At 59.9% G+C, this 18,526-nt stretch carries 14 protein-coding genes and 1 tRNA gene; 11 read left to right on the top strand and 4 right to left on the bottom strand.

The features are described from left to right. Position 1 precedes the first annotated feature (1 nt). Complete coding sequence (locus KQI84_03130) at positions 2-1,741, top strand: radical SAM protein (GenBank protein ID MCB2153853.1); 1,740 nt, start codon at positions 2-4, stop codon at positions 1,739-1,741. Positions 1,742-2,177: 436 nt separating this feature from the next. Here the strand turns inward: KQI84_03130 and KQI84_03125 are convergent, their stop codons facing one another. After that, positions 2,178-2,417, bottom strand: coding sequence for an NINE protein (locus tag KQI84_03125; protein MCB2153852.1), 240 nt, complete (start codon positions 2,415-2,417; stop codon positions 2,178-2,180). A 180-nt stretch (positions 2,418-2,597) separates the two neighbouring features. On the opposite strand from KQI84_03125, the gene KQI84_03120 reads away from it, so the two are divergent. From KQI84_03120 to KQI84_03105, 4 genes are all read left to right on the top strand, one after another. Beyond that, complete coding sequence (locus KQI84_03120; protein ID MCB2153851.1) at positions 2,598-2,831, top strand: hypothetical protein; 234 nt, start codon at positions 2,598-2,600, stop codon at positions 2,829-2,831. A 328-nt stretch (positions 2,832-3,159) separates the two neighbouring features. After that, a complete protein-coding gene (locus KQI84_03115; protein ID MCB2153850.1) occupies positions 3,160-4,449 on the top strand; it encodes a TolC family protein in 1,290 nt (429 codons plus the stop codon). After that, positions 4,446-5,576: an efflux RND transporter periplasmic adaptor subunit gene (locus tag KQI84_03110; protein MCB2153849.1), complete on the top strand. Its 1,131-nt coding sequence runs from the start codon at positions 4,446-4,448 to the stop codon at positions 5,574-5,576. The genes KQI84_03115 and KQI84_03110 overlap by 4 nt, the downstream gene beginning before the upstream one ends. A 4-nt stretch (positions 5,577-5,580) precedes the next feature. After that, entirely contained in the window at positions 5,581-8,616 is a 3,036-nt protein-coding gene (locus tag KQI84_03105; protein MCB2153848.1) for an efflux RND transporter permease subunit, read from the top strand. 126 nt (positions 8,617-8,742) lie between these two features. Here KQI84_03105 and KQI84_03100 read toward each other — a convergent pair. Further along, positions 8,743-8,819, bottom strand: a tRNA-Gly gene (locus tag KQI84_03100). Positions 8,820-9,105: 286 nt separating this feature from the next. On the opposite strand from KQI84_03100, the gene KQI84_03095 reads away from it, so the two are divergent. After that, positions 9,106-10,569 carry a hypothetical protein gene (locus tag KQI84_03095; GenBank protein MCB2153847.1) on the top strand — a complete coding sequence of 488 codons (1,464 nt, stop codon included), beginning with the start codon at positions 9,106-9,108 and terminating at the stop codon, positions 10,567-10,569. Here the strand turns inward: KQI84_03095 and KQI84_03090 are convergent, their stop codons facing one another. Both KQI84_03090 and KQI84_03085 read right to left on the bottom strand, forming a co-directional pair. Beyond that, the gene (locus KQI84_03090; protein ID MCB2153846.1) at positions 10,570-11,493 is read right to left on the bottom strand and encodes a hypothetical protein; all 924 of its coding nucleotides are present in this window, start codon (positions 11,491-11,493) and stop codon (positions 10,570-10,572) included. It abuts the gene before it with no gap. 89 nt (positions 11,494-11,582) lie between these two features. Beyond that, entirely contained in the window at positions 11,583-12,695 is a 1,113-nt protein-coding gene (locus KQI84_03085) for a DegT/DnrJ/EryC1/StrS family aminotransferase (protein ID MCB2153845.1), read from the bottom strand. A 312-nt stretch (positions 12,696-13,007) separates the two neighbouring features. Here KQI84_03085 and KQI84_03080 point away from each other — a divergent pair, with 312 nt between their 5' ends. From KQI84_03080 to purH, 5 genes are all read left to right on the top strand, one after another. Continuing rightward, a complete protein-coding gene (locus tag KQI84_03080; protein ID MCB2153844.1) occupies positions 13,008-14,141 on the top strand; it encodes a TlpA family protein disulfide reductase in 1,134 nt (377 codons plus the stop codon). Positions 14,142-14,287: 146 nt separating this feature from the next. Next, positions 14,288-15,313: an anthranilate phosphoribosyltransferase gene (gene trpD, locus KQI84_03075; GenBank protein ID MCB2153843.1), complete on the top strand. Its 1,026-nt coding sequence runs from the start codon at positions 14,288-14,290 to the stop codon at positions 15,311-15,313. A gap of 3 nt (positions 15,314-15,316) precedes the next feature. Further along, positions 15,317-16,120 (top strand): indole-3-glycerol phosphate synthase TrpC, encoded by an 804-nt coding sequence (gene trpC / locus KQI84_03070; GenBank protein MCB2153842.1) that lies wholly within the window; start codon positions 15,317-15,319, stop codon positions 16,118-16,120. Further along, a complete protein-coding gene (gene plsY / locus KQI84_03065) occupies positions 16,117-16,740 on the top strand; it encodes a glycerol-3-phosphate 1-O-acyltransferase PlsY (GenBank protein MCB2153841.1) in 624 nt (207 codons plus the stop codon). The genes trpC and plsY overlap by 4 nt, the downstream gene beginning before the upstream one ends. 102 nt (positions 16,741-16,842) lie before the next feature. Next, a complete protein-coding gene (purH, locus tag KQI84_03060; protein ID MCB2153840.1) occupies positions 16,843-18,408 on the top strand; it encodes a bifunctional phosphoribosylaminoimidazolecarboxamide formyltransferase/IMP cyclohydrolase in 1,566 nt (521 codons plus the stop codon). Positions 18,409-18,526 lie beyond the last annotated feature (118 nt).

The following is an 18,526-nucleotide window of genomic DNA, read 5'->3' as shown; positions in this document are numbered from 1 at the left end:
CGTGTCGGAGCGCGTCCAGCAATCGATCGATTTGCTCACGGTTCCTGAGTATCGCGCTCTCTATCTGCGCGATGATAATCCATATCCTCAACGGCTCAATATCGGCCTGACGGCGCGGTGCCCGCTCAAGTGCATCCAGTGCCACCAGTCCATGCCGGGCTATTCGCCGACGATTGAGCTGGACGATCGATCCTGGCAACAGCTCAAGGATATGATTCCCCATGCAACCGAGATCACAGTCGCGGGCGCAGGCGAGCCTCTGCTCTACAAGGACTTCGAAGAGGTCATTCAATACATCTGCGACTGCGGCTGCAAGATCGAGCTCTACTCGTCGCTCAGCGCCTGGCGTCCTTCGTACGCTGAAACAATCGCCCGATGCGTGAATGTGTTGTATTGCAGCATCGATGCGGCAACTAGCCAGACCTACGACAATATCCGCCAGGGCGGGAATTTCGACCACGTGAAGGACCGCGTCCGGGCCATCGCAGGCGAGCGCGACCGCCAGCATCCGGAGGGCGGCTGGCTAAAGATTCATCTCGCGTTCATGCCGATGCTGCCGAACGCGGAGGAACTGCCCATGCTGCCCGAACTCGCGGCGGAACTCGGGGCCGACGCGATCTTCTTCCAGCCGATGTTCGATCTCGATGAACTGCACATCTGTATGATGGAGGCCGATCGCATTGATCGCCTTCGCCGCCTCATGGATGAATGCCGGGCGAATTGCGACCGATTCGGAATCGAGTTCGTCAATTCGGTTCCGTTTATGGATGAGTGTGAGGTTGCGACAACGAAACCCGATTTTACCCCGAGGAAAGACGATACGGCCGGCGAATCGATGGAAGCCTTCAGTTGGAAGTCCGCCGATGAGGGCATGATCCTCGATTGTACGGCCTCCCACTACCAGATCATGATCACCTCCGATGGCGAGGTTCGCCCCTGCTGGCAGCGCTATAACGTCATGGGGAACATTCGGGAGGAGGATTTTGCCGTTATCTGGAATGGCGGCAAGTTCCTGGATTTTCGGAGAGGAATGCACACTCCCGGTGAGAGCCCTTGCCCCGGGTGCGCATCGCACAAGTGGATTCCCGCGCCGCGCTCGGAGAATCTCCCAAACCCGCTGCTGCCCGAACACATGCACGACCAGCACTTCATCCAGGGCTTCTGGGGAATGGAAAACCCTACAGGGGACTCCAGCTACCGCTGGACGAAGAAGGAATTCCACCTCTTCTTTGCACGCACGGGCAAGGGGGCGGCATCTCTTCAGTTGGCCGGTAGACTGCCCGAAGAGAACTTCCATTCGGACGATGTGGATTCACTCACCATTTTGATAGCTGGAACCGCGACACCGATCAAGTTCAAGGAGGCGGGTTACTTCGCGATTGAAGTCCCGGTGCCGTCGGATGGTGGCCATGTTGTCGCTGTCCAGGTCACATGTCGGCGTTCGTTTCGTCCGCGGGTCAGGTATGGCGTTGCCGATACTCGCGAACTTGGGATCCTGTTCTTGCAGGCAGGTCTGAAGGAAACCCCTCTCTCCATTCCCTCGGTGCGGAGAGCAAAACGGAGACTGAAGGGGCTTGTGGCAAGGTGGTTGGGCAAATCCGGCCGTGCCACGGCTACGTGGCAATTCTCCGCCCATAGAAGACGTGATCGCACTCGCGACCGTCGATTTCCGCGGCGCCGGGCAGCGTTCCCCAGCACTCGAAGCCGAATTGCTCCAGAAGACCGATCGTTGCCGGGTTGATGCTGAGCAGCAGGGCGATCACCGTGCGGTACCCAAGCGCCCCTGCTTCATCCAGTGCTGTCTTCATCATCGCGCGACCGATCCCGCGCCGGCGGTGGGACTCGTGCACGTAGTAGCTGACCTCGACTGTATACCGGAGCGCCTTGCGGCCGTTTCGCCACGCGCTGAGCGAGCACCAGCCGGCCACGCACCCATCCTCGGCCTCAGCTACCCAAATCGGATAGCGATCCGGCGTGTGCTCCTCGAACCACGCGCGGCGTTCCTCCACCGTCAACGGATCCAGATCGCCCGTCGCATAGCGCAAGGCGATTGCCTGATTGTAGATCTCTACAATCGCGGGGAGGTCTTCGATGCGTGCGTATCGAATCTTCATTCTCGAAACACAAAGGCCCTCTCCTGCATCGGAAAGGGCCTTCGCGATCCTTTGTCCAGAGGATCAGAACCAGGCCTTCTGGCCGATCTGGTATTCCTGGATGAATTGCTCGTCGGTTTTCGTCAGGTAGATGATACCCTCGATGATTCCGATGATGCCGCCGAGTCCACATGTCACGATCGCGATCGCGATTCTGATAATGCCGCCTTTGGTGTCGCCCAAGAGGAATCGATGAATCGCAAGACCGTTCAGGACGATCGCGAGGACGCCGCACAATATGCGTTTGCTCTCCTGGTCAGCCATAGTCCGGACCTCCACAGTGAATTGTATTGTTCGAACGCTAAAAAGGTGTCGGATGACCCTCATCTGGCGCAACTCGATTTCTCGGATTCCGCTCCAATGCGTATGCACAACTGTTCTGAGAATTGAATACTTCTCGGCTTCAGACGTAGAAGATACCAGGACATTCGAAGGAGTCTTATCATGGAACGCCGCCCAACTGAACACGAACGGAATTTAATGAAAGACCATCAGGAGCGAGTGACCGGCGGCGCTCCCGGGGCTCCGACTGTCCTTGTTGCCATGGGAGAGGGGCCATGGGGGCTCTCCCATGAAGAGCGCATGAAGCGCCTCGATGAGCAGGAATCAGAGATCCGTCGCAACCGGTCTGCAGGTGACGATGAAGACAGCGTCGATCTGGGGCTGTTTGGATTCTGAATAGCGGGCACCTGCCAGCACTTCTCAACATGATTGGGCTGAACGTACTCCTGCACACTTCCCCTTTGGCCTTCGCGCCTACCTCTCGACATTTCCATCACTGGCACCCTCCTTGCAGATTGCATGAGTAGCATTGGCGAGACTGTCCTGCTATGCCGAAGCGATTCCATCGTGGTAATCGCTTTCAAGGCAGTATTCTATCATGGATCGACTTTCTACTCGACGGCTCCTGCAAGTCCTCTTTCCGATCGCCTTCTTGGCGCTGCTGACTTCTTGCGCGAAGTACCAACCAAAGCCATTGCAGCAATCCACGGAGCTCGGATCATCAATGGATCCGGATCGCGTCCAAGAAGGGGCGAAAACTCTTCAGCACCCAATACTCCACCCGATCGAGTTGAATCCCGAGCAGGGACTCACGCCGGATGGCGCCGCGCTTTTGGCCGTCCTCCTGAACCCAGAGTTGCGGGCAATTCGTGACAGAAGGGCTCTGGCAGATGCGCAATTATTGCAGGCCGGGATCCTGCCAAATCCGAATCTCTCGGTCAGTGTCGAGGAGCCCGTCGCCGGTGTGACCGCTGGATCCGTGACGGCTTTTGGGCTTGGCCTCGATTGGGACGCGACTTCCCTCATTACGCGATCGGCGAAGATCAATCGAGCCACGGCACATCGGGACGCCGTGGAGTTCGACATCGCATGGCAGGAATGGCAGGTCGCCGAGCACGCGAAGTCGTTGGCCTATCAACTCGTAACGCTGCAATCCGTCGTGGATCAGCAGCGGATCATTGTGGGCGATCTTCAACGAAACCTGTCCTTCGTGCAGAAGGGAATAGAACGAGGGGTTCTCACCCAATCGGATTTGTCCTTCCGACAGGATACCATGCAGAAAGCTGAAGCCGAACTTGCCGATCTCGAAGGACAAGCGGACGAAGCTCGCCTGAAGCTCAATAGCACTCTGGGGCTGCTGGCCGACTCACCGATCGCCTTGAAAAAGAGCACTGAAATGCCGAAGGCCATCGACCTGGCTAACAGCGATCAGCTCTTCGAGGGCCTGGAGGATCGGCGGCTGGATCTGGTGGCCCTTCGCCGCGGATACGATAGCCAGGAGGAGGCCGTCCGCACTGCGGTGCTGAATCAGTTTCCGAAGATCAGCATTGGTCCGACGTTTTCGCGCGACACTGGGAACGTGGTCACGGCTGGGATTGGCCTCTCGATTTCCCTGCCTTTCTTCGATCGAAACCAGGGACAGATCGCGATCGAGCGGGCAACTCGACAGCAGCTCTTCGACGCATACCAGTCCCGGGTTTTTGAAGCGCGCTCCGACACCGAACTCCTCCTTTCGCACATCAAAAGCCTGAAGCGTCAACTTGACGTGGCGCATTCGACTGAAGAGCTCTTGCACCGGCGGATCGCAAGGCTGGAACGAGCTCTCAAGGAGGAGCGAACCAGCGCACTAGCTCTCGATGATGCCCAAACCGAGCTGGCCCGACATCGCAAGGCAATGACGATCCTGGAAGGGCAGATCGCTCACGAAATCGTCGCGCTGGAACTCACGACTGGCTTCTACGAAATCCCGAGAGGGGAGCAAACTCTCCTCCAGAAAGCGAGCGTTCAAAAGTGAGCACGAGACAACGGAATGAGCGATTGCCGGTTCTCGCGATCGTGTGCGTGGCGGGCGCGGCGCTGATCTTCTATTATCTCGTTTATGGAGGGGGCATCCCCGGTTCCTTCCAGAAGAAGTCCCCAGAAACTTCGGGAGAGGCGGCGAAATCTCTTCCTGTTCCCAGTGTGATCGCTACCGATCAGCCTCAGAGACGCGAGTTTCAGCGGACTGCCTCCTGGTTTGGCCAGGTGGAAGCTCCGTACAGCACACACTTGCGTGCCCCCGTTGACGGGCAGATCACGACGCTCGCCGTTGCCGACCAGCAGGAGGTCCAAACAGGCGATCGGATCGCTATGCTTGGCGGGCCAATGATTGAGTCGCATGAGAAGCTTCTGCAGGTCGACATCGATTCTCAGAAGGAACAACTGAAGCTGGCAGAACAGTCCGTGCAGCGCATCGAAGAGAACGTCAAAGAACAACTCGCCACGAATGACCAACTCCTCTCTGCCCGCGAGGCGAAGCAGGCGATCCAGGGGAAACTTCAGAAGATGCATGCCTCCCTCGACGCGTTTCGACAGCAGTTGGTGATTGATGCGCCCGCTTCGGGGGTCTTTGTGAATCGCCAGGCAAGTCAGGGCGAACTTGTCCGAGCGGGTGATCCGATCGGCGACATCCAAGATACTCACCGATTGAGAATCGTGGCAAGAATCTCACTACCGGACGGTTTTGAGCTGGAAGGTGCGAGCGTTAGCATCGCCGATGCGAGGGAGGACTTCCGCGCAGCGGAGTTTCAGATCACTCCCACTACGACCCCCAGTGGCGCGATGGTCCTCTGGATCACAGGCCCGGAAGTGAATGCCCGACTGCGGCCAGGTCAAAGCGTGAACGGGGTCATTGCTGAAGCAGCAAAGAAGGACGAATTGGCCGTTCCGGAAACCGCAGTGATCTACGGTGAAGACGAAAAGCCTGTCTGCTTCGTTTCGAAGGCAGACGGATACGAGAAGCGGACGATCAAGACCGGCCTGACGCAGGACGGATGGATCGAAGTGATCTCCGGAATTTCCGCGGACGACATGATCGTCACAAAAGGTGCATTCGAGCTGTATTACAAGAGCTTCGCAGAAGAATATAAGCCCAAGGACTGATGAGATGCGCTCGTTTCTGCGACTGGTCATCGACAATCCAGTGTTGGTGCTGTTGCTTGCCGTTGTCGCGGTCTGGTCCGGCTGCTTTGCGTTTCTTCACCTGCCTGTTGGTCTCTTTCCCGGGCTGGATGTACCAGTTGTAAACGTCATTTCGCATGATCCCGGTGCTTCCTCGGGGAGCACGGAAATGCTGGTGACTCGGCCAATTGAGGAACGCTTGCGAACGGTTCCGGGCGTCCGCAGGGTTTCTTCCAATTCAATTCAGGGCATCTCGCAGATTTCGGTCGAATTCGAGTGGGGAACCCATCTCGTCGATGCACGGCAACTCGTTCAGGCCGAGATTTCATCTGTTCAATCGACCCTGCCGGACGGTGTCGCTCCCCGCCTGGAAAACATCGGTACGACCCTCGAAGAGATCGCCGGATGTGTGATCTACGGAGACGATCCGGTCGCTCTGCGGATCGCGGCACGCACAGATCTCTCAAGTCGGCTGGCGGCCGTCCCGGGAGTCTCGCGGGTCGAGGTCATCGGCGGCGCCGATCCGGCCTTTGTCGTGTCGCTTCGTCTGCCCGACTTGGCGAGGAAGCATTTGATGGTCAGCGATGTCGCCTCTGCGCTGGCGGAATTCAATACATCATCGGCGCTGGACTTCCTGGACCGCGGCACAACGGAATACTTCATTCGCGGCGAGAGCCGTCTTCAGACAGTCGAGGATGTCGAAACTGTCCCGATCCTCAGCGACGGACCTCATCCGGTACTCCTCCGCGACATTGCGACAGTGAGGGCGAGCACGGTTCCACGGCATTACAGTGTCCACGGAAATGCCGTACCTGCCGTTGCCTTCATCGTGAGCAAGAGCCCTTCCGCCAGCACCATCGCGGTGGTGCGTGGAGTCGACAAAGAACTGGAGCAGCTTCACTCGGTATTGCCTCCCGGTGCCACGATTCAGAAGTTCTACGACCAGGCCGACATCGTCTCGGAGGCGCGCGATTCTCTCTTCCATGACCTGCTGATTGGGGCATGGCTCGCCGCGCTGATCCTCCTCCTTTTCATGGGGACGCTTCGAGCGACGGTGATTGTCGTGTTGACGATCCCGATCGCACTGCTGACGACCCTCGCCTTCATGCGCGCATTCGGGCAAACCTTGAACGTGATCACGCTGTCGGCCCTGACGCTGGCCGTCGGAATGGTAGTCGATGATGCGATCGTTGTTGCCGAAAGCGTTGTTCGTCACCTGCAGGCTGGGACTGACAGCCGGACTGCAAGTCTGGAGGGAGCCGCAGAGATCGCCGGACCCGACGCCTCGGGGACCCTGACGACTGTTGCGGCATTTGCTCCGCTGCTCTTCCTGGGAGGTCTGGCCGGCCTGTTCGTCCGTCCGTTCGGGCTCGCCGTCAGTATCGCTTTGCTGGCATCGCTGGCGACATCGCTGACGATTGTCCCGGCGATGTTCGCGCGGTTCGGTAAACTTGGGACGAGGCGGACGCCCGGCGGCTGGTTACTCAAGAAGATCGATGGATTGCTGCAGGCGATCCTGCGAATCGCCATGCGAGTCCCATGGCTGACAGTCATCGTTGCGCTTGCACTGCTGGGACTCGGAGGCCTGGCGGCGAGGCTTGGCCCGATGAACGTCCTTCCTCCCATCGATGAAGGAGCGATCCTGATCGAGTATATCATGCCGCCGGGCGTTTCCCTCGAAGAGAGCGACCGCATAGGCGGCATCCTGGAGCGCGGGGCCTTGGCCGAACCCGGCGTGGTCACAGTCTATCGCCGCACCGGATCGCCTGAACGAGGTTTCCAGATCGAAGGCGTCAACCGAGGCGAGTTGACCATCAAACTCGCGCCCCGGACGGTTCGTTCCCGCACGCTCAGCGATGTGATGGAGAGCCTCCGCCGCAAGTACGGCAAGATCCCGGGCGTCACCTTTCTCTTCCACCAGCCGACCCAGGAGAAGATGGATGAAAGCCTCAGCGGACTTCCCGCGGTCTTCGGAGTGACGATCTTCGGAACAGACCTGGATCAACTGACGCAATTGAGCACGCGCGTTGAGCAGATCATGTCGGAGGACGGGCAACTTGCGAACATCATCAACAATGCGAAGTTCAAGACCCCGCAAATCACGATACTGCCGAAGCAGGCAAGCATCGCCCGATATGGGCTGAAACCCGGCGACATATTCAACACCGTCCGCGCCGCCCGGCATGGTGTCTCGGCCACGACAATCACAGATCAACGCAAGCAGACCGAGGTCATCCTGCAATTCGAGAAACCGGAAGGCGAAACCCTCGATTGGCTGGAAAATCTGAGCATCCCCACTCCTTCTGGTGACCTGGTCCCTCTTCAGGACGTTGCCGAGATTCGAGTCGATCGGTTGCCCGCTGCGATCGCCCACCTGAATGGTCAGCGCGAAATTACGATCCTGGCCGAAATCAATGGAAGCATCCCGAGCGCCGTCGATCGCTTGCGGAGCAAATTCGCAGACCTTTCTTTGCCGCCTGGATACAGCATCGCGTTCACGGGACAGTATCAGGTGCTTCTGCAGACCATCCGGGACTTCGCGTTGATCGGTCTCGCTGCAGTTACCTTGATCTTCCTGATCATGGCGCTGCAGTTCCGATCCTGGATTCAGCCCTTCATTATTCTGGTCACGATTCCCTTCGCACTCGTCGGCGCCATCATTCTCCTCGCCGCGACGAGTGCGGCCCTCGATATCTCTGCTGGGATGGGAGCCCTGACGCTCGTTGGGATTGCCGTGAACAATGCCATCGTACTGCTGGACTATTCCAATCAACTCGTCGCGAATGGAACACCGGTCAGAGAGTCCCTCCGCACCGCAGCATCCGTGCGACTTCGGCCGATCCTGATCACCGCTCTGACAACGATCTTCGCACTTCTGCCTGTCGCCGTGAACCCATCGATCGGTTCCCGAATCTTCCAACCGTTCGCAATCACCGTGGTCGGCGGGCTCCTCTCAGCTACGCTTGCAACGCTGATTCTTGTTCCGGTCTTGCAAGGAATCGGCTCCCCCAAGGATGCCTGACAGCCGGTCAGGTGGGAATAGACAGAAGTCTCGTGTACCCGATCAGATCGCATTACGGACAGGAAAGAGCCGCCGAATTGACCATGCCGGCGGTTCTTTCCAACTCATTGATTTGAGGGAATTTGGTGGAGCGAGAGACGGGATTCGAACCCGCGACCCTCAGCTTGGAAGGCTGACGCTCTAGCCAACTGAGCTACTCTCGCTCAAAGCGGGGGGTTGTATAGGGCGCGCGGGTGGCCCGAGTCAACTGGAAGGCGAGCGGTTTCTGCATTTCCTCGCACCTCGCCAGACTGGATTAGGAGTTGCCGCCATTGTCTGGGCGCCGGGAGACTCGATTCAGTCTCAACTGCTCGGAGCCCCTCCTCTTCTCCTATGCCTGAGTCATCTCCGCAATCCCCAGGACGTCTGATTCTGTTTGTTGCCCTGGCGGTGGCGGGGCTCTTCATTCTCGGATTCCTCTCCACATTGCCGGCCCGGCTGGGAGACCCCGTGCCGATCAGCACGGTCGAGCCACAACCCGTGGTTGGGGCTCTTCGCGTGGCCAGGGGCGAGGTTCTGTACTGGGACTACACGGCCGGTCCGCCGGTGATTCCGTTGACATACGGTGCTCTGACGTACCTTCTGCCCGGCTACGTCTCGCGCATTGTCGGTATCACCAATCCGCAGGGCGTTCTGCTCGTGGGCCGCTGGCTGACTTTCCTGGCGGGACTCTGCGCCTTGGGATTTGCGGTCCTCCTGGCGCATCAGCGCAAGGTTCCATGGAAGTTCGCCCTTTGGGTGGCGGTTCCGCTGTACACGTTCCCCTACGCGGCGGAGTGGCTCGTGAAGTTCACACCGGACAGCTTCGCGCTAGCTGCGAGTCTTGGCGGGTGGGCTCTGGTCGGTCCTCCGGACCGTGACGAGGACCGTGCATTCTATCTGCGTCTCGTGGGAGCGATCATCCTTTGGATCGCCGTCGCTCATCTGAAGATGATCGTTCTCATCGGCCCGATTGGATTCGCGGTCGAGAGCATCGTCGCTGCTCGTCGGCGATCCGTGCGCTCACTCGTTCCGCTTGCCGCTGCCGGAGCCGCCGTAGTGTTGGGCGTTGTCCTTTCGGCGGTGGCGGCGAACGCACTGACCGACGGAATGTGGAAGCTCCACGTGATCGATTCGGTGAAGGGCTGCGCCTTCAACTTGCGTTTCGCTCTCACCAGTCTTCTCGCCTTTGGGCCTCCCGAATTGTTTGGCAGAGGCGCAACTCCCTTGCTCGGAGGCGCAGCCGTCTTTCTGGCGATGATGTTTTGGGCTGGATTGGGTGTGCGGCGCCAGCCACTCTATGCCGTGCCGCTGGCGTTGTTCCTGGTGAATGTCGCCTTCATGGCCAAGCAGGGTGCGAACATGAACTACTTGCTGGGGGCGATCGTCGCGTGGAGCATCGCGGCCGTCGTCGATCTTGCGAATCGGGAGCCCAAGGGGCTGCGTCGTATCGAAGTCGCCGTCAGCATATGTGGCCTTGCTCTGGTGGCGTTGAATCTCCCCGCAGCCCCACGCGTGTCTCGTGAACTGACACCCGCGACCGAAGAGGAATACCGACGCGCCGACATCTATCGCGAACGATTCGGCGATGATAGAGTGCTCGTGGCAGAATCGGTTTACGGCATTACGCGCGATGCGCCGATCCCGTGGGCGGACAACTATCATGCGTCATTACTTCTGGAAGACGGCTCGCATGCGCTCGATCCCGTCCTGGACAAAATCAAGGCCGGCGAATACGACGTGGTGATCACTGGCCCCGTCGTCCGTGGGACATACCATCGAATCCCCGTCTACCCCCAGGCGATCTTCGATGCGCTGTCGCAATCCTACGCGAAGATGCCTCTCGACCCTTCCGAAGCGAGAATTCTGAGTTTCTGGATTCCGTTGCGTGCTGTTGAGGGCGCTTCCTCTCCCCAGAGAGTCCCCGCCCAGTAATCACAGCGATTCCGGATCGCTTTTCAATGCATGGCGTGCGCTTGGGATCAGGCGCAGGTACTCGTCCAGCGATTCGCCTTCGGGGTGTTCTGTGATCAACTTGTAGATTTTCCCGACGGGATAGTATGGCAACTCCGGCCACACGAGCGCGGCACGGGTGGGATCGTTTGTCGCCTGAAGCTCATCGAATTTCCATTCACCCTCGAACAGCCCACGGCCGACTTCGCCGACGAAAAAACCCATCTGAACGAGCGTTTCCTCGTGCAATCCGAACAGGAAGAATTGCGACCGCAAGAACCGCTCGGCCTCGCGCACCCCCTGCAGCGAGTTCGGAAGAACGATTCTAAATCGCTCCTTCCAGAATGCGCGGAAGTCTCTTGCAGTCTGTGTGGCAGTGGTTATTGGGGTCTCGGAGAGAAGCTCTTCTGCAATTCGCTCGGTCGTCCTCGCCGGGCCCGATCGATACGCTTCAAAGGACCGTTCCTTCTCGATGCGCTGGGGGAGCGTTTCGAAGAAGCGCGCGATGCTCAGTTGTTCGCCCAGTTCCCACTTCTTCTCCGCGATGGCCAAGGGCACAGCGGCGACGCCATCGATCTTCTCTGGCCGGCGCAGAACGAGGCCGAGTAGGGGATCCTCTTCCCACTCTCCGCCATGGCGCGCGCGAATGGCCTCGCCAATGAATGCTGCACAGTCAGAGACCAGTTGGTTCGGAATGTCGTCACTGCTGCGGCGCGCGATCTCAATGGCCTTCTCCACCACCTCCACGGCCCGGGGAGCGAGAGCGACCTCTTGGCCCGTCTGGTCGGCAGCCCACTCCGCGAATCGGTCTGCGCCGTGGCGGATCAACTGATCCAGATCGGCGACCTTCTCGGGATCGGCCAGGCGTCGCCCGCCGAGCAATGTCTTGATCAAGCGAAATGGCATCGGTCTCTCCAGCACTGATGCTTTGCAAGAAAAAGGCCGCCGAGAGCAGAGCGCTTCGGCGGCCGGATCATTCAGTTCGGAAGGGGACGTTAGGCAGTCGCTACACCGTAGAAGCTCAGGATCGCGTCGGCGACCTCTTCGATGTGGTGCTTCTTCAAGCCCGGCGTGATGGGCAGCGCCACGGCGCGGCGGCACAGGTCCTCCGCGATCGGGAACGCGCCTTCCTGGTAGCCGAGGTATTGGAAAGCGGGCTGGCGATGAACCGGCTCGGGGCAGAGCACGCTGCATCCAATGCCCTTCTCTTTCAGATTCTCGACCAGTTTGTCGCGGTCCGGAACGAGGATCGTGTACGCGTTGTACACGTGGTCCCCATTATCCGTGAAGTACGGCACCTGGACCGGGCTGCCCATGAACTTGCGATTGTAGAGGCGTGCATTCTCGATGCACTCCATGTTGTTCTCGTCCAGATCGAGGAGCTTTTGCTGCAGCAGCGCCGCCTGGATCGAATCCAGCCGCGTGTTGTAGCCGATGAACTCGTGCTCGCCACCGGGCAAACGACCGTGGTCGCGCAGCTTGCGCAGCAGCGTCGCGCGATCATCGTCGTTCATCGCGATCGCGCCGCCATCGCCTGCCCCGCTCAGCGGAGCATTCGGATGGAAGGAGTACACCGAAGCCGCGCCGTAGGTTCCAATCCGGCGGTTGCCCAGGCGGGCGCCGGTGGCCTGGCGGACATCTTCGACGACCGAGACGCTGTAGGTGCGAGCGATCGTCACGATGCGCTCGATCTCTGCAGCCTGGCCAAACAGGTGGACGGGGATGATGGCCTTCGTCCGCTGAGTGATCGTTGCAAGGGTCTTGTCGGGATCCAGCGTGAAGGAGTCCGGGCGGACATCCACAAAAACAGGGGTCGCTCCCACGCGGGCGACGGCCTCGGCGGGGGAGGAGAATCCAAAAGCGGGGCAAATCACCTCGTCCCCGGCTCCCACGTTCAGAGAGCGGAGGGCGAGAACCAATGCGTCGGTGCCCGAGCCGACGCCGATCATGTGTCGAACTCCAATAAACTTCGCAAACGTGTCCTCGAATTTCTGGACCGCGGGTCCGAGGACGAATTGACCGGTAGTAAACAGTTCCTTCAGATCTTGAAGGAAGTCATCCATCACAGCGTCGTTGCTGGATGACAAGTCCATGAAGGGTACGGCCATGGCAAAATCCTTCCATGCAGCCACGGCGCCAAAGGCGTCTGGCCGCGAGAATGATCGCCGATACTGGGAGCGAGGCGACCCGCACGTCAATCCCAAGCATTGGGGGAGTTCGCCTTTCGATGCTCTTTTTTTGCAGCGCTTTGAGGGAATCTCGACCTCTTGATATGAACACCTGTCTTTGCGTCGCGCCCGACTCGATGCTGGATCGCGAAACCGACATCCCTGCCAGCAATTGGCACTTGCCATCGGGTGCTTCCGCCCCCCAGTCTTCCATCGAATTGCAGTATGTTCTCATAGGAAAGGAACAACCCCATGAAACGCATTCTCCCGTGGATGGCCGCCCTGGCCCTTCTCGCGGTTCCGTCAATGACCCTGGCCCAGGACGAAGCGAATGCCGCCGCCGCAGCCGAAGCAACGGCTGGCTGGTCCGAAGGTGAAACGCCCGAAATCGGCACCCAGTTTCCTCAGTTCCAAGGCTACACCTACGATGGGAATCTCGTCTCCCTGAAAGACTACCGTGGAAAGGTCGTCCTGATCGACTTCTGGGCAACCTGGTGCGCTCCCTGCCGCGCGGAACTCCCGAATGTGCGCGACGTCTATGCGAAGTACCACGACAAGGGCTTCGATATCGTCGCGATCAGTCTGGACGTCAAAGAGGGCGGGAAGCTCCCGGAGTTTTATGCAAACAAAGAGACAGCCTTACCGTGGCCATCCATCTACGATGGCAAGGGCTGGGACTCCGAACTGGCCAATCGTTTTGGCGTGAAGGCAATCCCCGCGACCTTCGTTCTCGACAAGGACGGCACCATCGTTGCCACGGATGCGCGCGGCGCAAAGCTCTGGCGCGAAGTCGGTACACGGGTTGATCCCGGCGGCGAACTGCCACCGGACCTCGCCACCGAGATCGAAAACTACATGAAGACCGATGACGCGGCCGAGCGCGCCAAGATTGCCAAGATCGTCGAGCCGTGGGTCGCGCGCTTCCAGGCCGAGATCAACGCTGTTGTCTGGCCTCTGGTCGACGAGGAAGACATCGATCGCGACGGCGCCGCGTACGCCTTCAGCCTGATGAAGCCGACGATCGACGAAGGCAAGGACTTCATGGCCCTGGATACGGCGGCTCTTGCCGGTTATTTCGCGGGCGAGTTCAAGCAGGCGGCCGAGATTCAGGACAATGGTCTGAACACCTATCTGAAGCGCGCCCAGAAGTCGAATCCGGACAAGTCGATGGACGAGATTCGCGCGGCGCTCTTCACGCAGGCTCCCGACCTTGGCGCGCGCCTCGCGCTCTACAAGGCTACGATCGGCGAAGTCAAAGAGGCTCGCAAGATCATGGAAGCCGTCGATAGCGCTCCCGAGAAGGCTCGTGCCGGTGCGATGAAGTACATCCTGATGGCCAACGCGGCCTTGAACGCCGCGGAGAACGCAAAGCCCTCCGAGAAGTAACACTCGTCGTACCAGCATTCGTAGTACCGACAAATCTCCGCCCCGGGCTCAAATCGACTGGACGCCCGGGGCGGTTCGTCGCAGATTGGGCTTAGAAATCAGTCGATCGCCTTCAACACCTTCCCTTGTAGAGAGGGGTTTGTCTCATGAGCAAGATACATCAAGCGCTGCAGAGTCTGACGTCCTTCCCGAATCGCCGGTTGAATCGTCAGTTCCTGATCGATGTGGCCGAGGAAATCCTGAAGGGCGAGGCCAGCACTGGTGCCATCGCCGGTTTTCTGACGGCTCTTCGCATGGCCGGCGAAACAGGCAAAGAAATCGAAGCCTTCGTTGGCGTGATGCTTGAGAATGCGAAACCCTTCCCGACGATCGGGGGCGATACGCCGATAGTAGATACCTGTGGGACCGGTGGCGATCACCACAATACGTTCAACATTTCAACGACGGCCGCTCTGCTTCTGGCAGCATCCGGTATCCGCGTGGCTAAGCACGGCAACCGTTCAGCCTCCTCCAAGTGCGGAAGCGCGGACGTTCTCGAAGAACTCGGCATCCCGATCGAAGTTGAGCCGGAGGAATCGGTGCGCTCTCTCGAAGAGAACAACTTCTGTTTCCTCTATGCACGCTCGTATCACCCGGCGATGCGCCACGCTGCACCCGCGCGCAAGGAACTCCGCATTCGAACGCTGTTCAACCTGTGCGGCCCACTGGCGAATCCCGCGAAACCCACTCACCAGTTGGTCGGCGTGCCTGCGCGTGAACTGATTGAGCCTGTTGCAGAGGCGCTCCAACTCCTCGGGTGCAAGTCCGCTCTCGTTGTGCACGGCGCGGACGGGATGGATGAGATTTCCCTCTCGCAGGTCACGGAAGGCATTCATCTCGATCACCACGGTCGCTTCCATCCCTGGCATGTTTCTCCGAGCGACCTCGGATTGAAGCCCTGCGAAGTCTCTGAACTCGTCGGAGGCGATGCTCGAAAGAATGCCGCCATCATGCGCGAAGTGCTCGAAGGCACAGAGGGGCCGCACGCGGACGTCGTGAACCTCAACGTGGCAGCGGTGCTCTGGCTGATCGGCGAAGAACTCGACATCCATCAGGGACTGGCCCACGCGCGCGCCGTGCAACGCTCCGGCGTCGGTGCGAAGCTGCTCGATAAGCTCGCGACCAAGGGATAGCCGATGGACATTCTGAATCGCATCCTCGAGGTCAAACGCGCCGAGGTCCGTGCGCTGAAGGAATCCGGCGCGGCGGACGCTCTGCGCGAAGCCGCCGAGGCCGTTTCCGATCCGCCCAGTTTCTACGATGCGCTCGCCGCAGAGCCCGCCCCGCGATTGATCGCCGAGGTCAAGAAGGCCTCGCCGAGCAAGGGCATCATTCGCGAGGACTTCAACCCCGTGCAGATTGCCCGCCAGTACGCCGAGGGCGGCGCTTCTGCTTTGTCCGTGCTGACCGACCGACAGTTCTTCCAAGGCGATCTCTCGTTCCTCCGACACATTCGCGAAGCCGTCGAATTGGCTCTGCTGCGCAAGGACTTCATTATCGACGAGATTCAGATTGCCGAGGCGCGCGCTAACGGCGCCAGCGCCATTCTGCTTATTGCGGCGGCGCTTTCTCCCGAGGACCTGGCCGCACTTCATCGCTCCGCCAACGAGTGGGGCCTTGATGTGCTCCTTGAAGTGCATGATGCCGCCGATATCGCCAAGATCGAAGCCGGCAACTGCCCCGCACGTATCGTCGGGATCAATAACCGCAACCTCCGCACATTCGTCACGGATCTCGCCGTGACCGAGGAACTCGCCCGCGACCTGCGCGAGCGCTATCTGCTCGTCAGCGAAAGCGGGATTTTTACTCCCGAGGACGTTGAGCGAGTCCGCCAGGCAGGCGCTCGCGCTGTCCTGGTGGGGGAGAGTCTGATGCGCCAGCCCGACCCCGGCGTCGCGGCGCGTGAACTTCTTCAGGCACCGAAAGGCTCCGAACAATGATCACCTTATTCGCCATCTGTGCCCTCATCGGCGCGTACCTGTTGGGGGCTCTTCCCACGGGACTGCTGCTCTGTCGCTGGATCGCCGGCGTCGACATCCGGGAACACGGTTCGGGGAATATTGGTTTTACAAACGCCGCGCGCGTCCTCGGCTGGTGGGCGGCTGTGCCCGTGCTGGTGATCGACGTGCTGAAGGCCTATGCCGCCCCCGCGTGGTTCCCCCTGATGGTTGAGCACCCGCCGTTCCCGCACTTCGCCATCGCGCTCGGGGTCGCCGCGCTGCTGGGCAATCTTGTCAACGTGTTCATTGGATTCAAAGGCGGCAAGGGCGTGGCGGCCAGCCTCGGCGTGTTCCTCGCTCTGGCACCCATCGCAACGCTGGCAGCCTTGGGGACGTTCCTCCTCATGGTGGCCATCTTCCGGTACGTTTCCCTCGGTTCCGTCTCGGCCGCCGCGGTTCTCCCGATCGTTACATTCGTCGTGCACGGCTGGAGCCTGATCTTCGTGATTACGCTCTTGCTTGGGCTGACCGTCATCATCCGCCACCAGTCCAACATCCGCAAGCTCTTGCGAGGCGAAGAGGACAAGGTCACCGAGAACCCCGACCCGATCCGCAAGTAACCGGACCGTACCACCCAAGAAAGTCTGTCATGAACTCATTCTTCGGCTGACGCCGCGGCCTCTGATTTGGTCGTTGGGACCCGTCCAATTCAAGGAGGGTCCATCGTGGCGATCAAGCGCGCGCTCGTGTCGGTCAGTAACAAGTCGGATCTGACGGAATTCGTGAAGCGGCTTGAGGGCGCCGGCGTCGAGATTGTCTCAACCGGCGGGACCGCCAAGATGATCCGTGATGCGGGCGTTCCCGTCGACGATATCCAGGCCGTCACCGGCTGGCCGGAAATGCTGCACGGCCGCGTCAAGACACTGCATCCCGCCGTCCATGGCGGAATCCTCGCGCGCCGCAGCTCGCCCGAGCACATGAATTCCCTGCGCGAGCACAACATCGATCCGATCGATCTTGTCGTCGTGAACCTCTACCCCTTCATCGAAGTCACCCAGCATTCCGGCGTGAACCTCACCGATGCCATCGAGCAGATCGACATCGGCGGCGTGGCGCTGCTTCGTGCGGCGGCAAAGAACTTCGCAGCGGTGACGGCCATTTGCGACCCGGCAGATTACGCGATCGTGGCCGAGGAAATCGAGGCCCACGGCGAGACGACTCCCGAGACGCGAAAGCGCCTGGCCGCCAAGGTTTTCCAGCACACTTCGACGTACGATGCAGCGATCGCGAACTTCCTGAATGGGCACGATTGCGATGATGAGGAGCTGGAAGAGCTGCCTTCCGAACTGACCATTTCCGTTCCTCGTTCTCAGGTGTTGCGCTATGGAGAAAACCCGCACCAGCGTGCCGCCTTCTATCGCGATCCGGCAGACGATGAAACTAGCATCGCATCCGCCCGCCAGCTTCACGGCAAGGAACTGTCCTACAACAACATCCTCGATGCCGAAGGCGCGCTCGAGGCAGTCCGGGACTTCACCGATCTTGCATCGGCTGCGGCAGTTGTTGTGAAGCACGGGAACCCTTGCGGCATCGCTGTCGGCGAGTCCGGCCTGGATGCCTACGACGCTGCCCGCGCAACCGACCCGGAATCCGCATTCGGCGGAATCATCGCGATGTCCGTTGAGGTCGACGTTCATTTAGCGAAGCGCATCGCCGAGACATTCAACGAAGTCGTGATCGCGCCATCCTATGACGATGAGGCGCTGGCGGTCCTAACCAAGAAGAAAAACCTTCGCTTGCTTGCGACCGGCAAGTTCACGCCAAAACGCCAGAAACTCCTCCCGCGCGGAATCGTCGGTGGTCTATTGCTGATGGATCGCGACCTGGGCACGGTGAAGCACCGCGACCTCCGTGTCGTCACCGATGCCACCCCGACCGATGAAGACCTGGACGGATTGCTCTTCGCCTGGCGCTGCGTGAAGTGGGTCAAGTCGAACGCTATCGTGTTCGCCTCCCGCACGGCGACGATCGGAATCGGCGCCGGCCAGATGTCTCGTGTCGACTCGGCGCGATTCGCCGCTCTCAAGGCCCACGCCCCGTTGGACGATAGCTATTTGGCCTCCGACGCGTTCTTCCCCTTCCGCGATTCCATCGACAGCGCCGCCGCCCAGGGCGTGCGGGCCATCATCCAGCCCGGCGGCTCCATTCGCGACGAGGAAGTCATCGCCGCCTGCAACGAGCACGGCATTCCCATGGTCTTTACCGGGATGCGCCACTTCCGACACTGACGGCTCGGCTGCCCCCCGAGCCTTTGAGTCCGGACAGCCGGCTCCCGTTTTTCCCGTTGCCCAAAGAGCCCCACACCCCCGAGCCTGCGTTGTGAATTCACGCCGAGGAGAACGGCTG

Source organism: bacterium (genome assembly GCA_020444065.1).
GTDB lineage: Bacteria > Sumerlaeota > Sumerlaeia > SLMS01 > JAHLLQ01 > JAHLLQ01.
This window is presented reverse-complemented; position numbering and strand designations above follow the sequence as displayed.

What these genes read in the sequence shown, in the direction of transcription:
- KQI84_03125 (MCB2153852.1), bottom strand. Translation starts at nt 2,417, where the DNA reads ATGGCTGACCAGGAGAGCAAACGCATATTGTGCGGCGTCCTCGCGATC.
- KQI84_03120 (MCB2153851.1), top strand. Translation starts at nt 2,598, where the DNA reads ATGGAACGCCGCCCAACTGAACACGAACGGAATTTAATGAAAGACCAT.
- KQI84_03115 (MCB2153850.1), top strand. Translation starts at nt 3,160, where the DNA reads ATGGATCCGGATCGCGTCCAAGAAGGGGCGAAAACTCTTCAGCACCCA.
- KQI84_03105 (MCB2153848.1), top strand. Translation starts at nt 5,581, where the DNA reads ATGCGCTCGTTTCTGCGACTGGTCATCGACAATCCAGTGTTGGTGCTG.
- KQI84_03090 (MCB2153846.1), bottom strand. Translation starts at nt 11,493, where the DNA reads ATGCCATTTCGCTTGATCAAGACATTGCTCGGCGGGCGACGCCTGGCC.
- KQI84_03085 (MCB2153845.1), bottom strand. Translation starts at nt 12,695, where the DNA reads ATGGCCGTACCCTTCATGGACTTGTCATCCAGCAACGACGCTGTGATG.
- KQI84_03080 (MCB2153844.1), top strand. Translation starts at nt 13,008, where the DNA reads ATGAAACGCATTCTCCCGTGGATGGCCGCCCTGGCCCTTCTCGCGGTT.
- trpD (MCB2153843.1), top strand. Translation starts at nt 14,288, where the DNA reads ATGAGCAAGATACATCAAGCGCTGCAGAGTCTGACGTCCTTCCCGAAT.
- trpC (MCB2153842.1), top strand. Translation starts at nt 15,317, where the DNA reads ATGGACATTCTGAATCGCATCCTCGAGGTCAAACGCGCCGAGGTCCGT.
- plsY (MCB2153841.1), top strand. Translation starts at nt 16,117, where the DNA reads ATGATCACCTTATTCGCCATCTGTGCCCTCATCGGCGCGTACCTGTTG.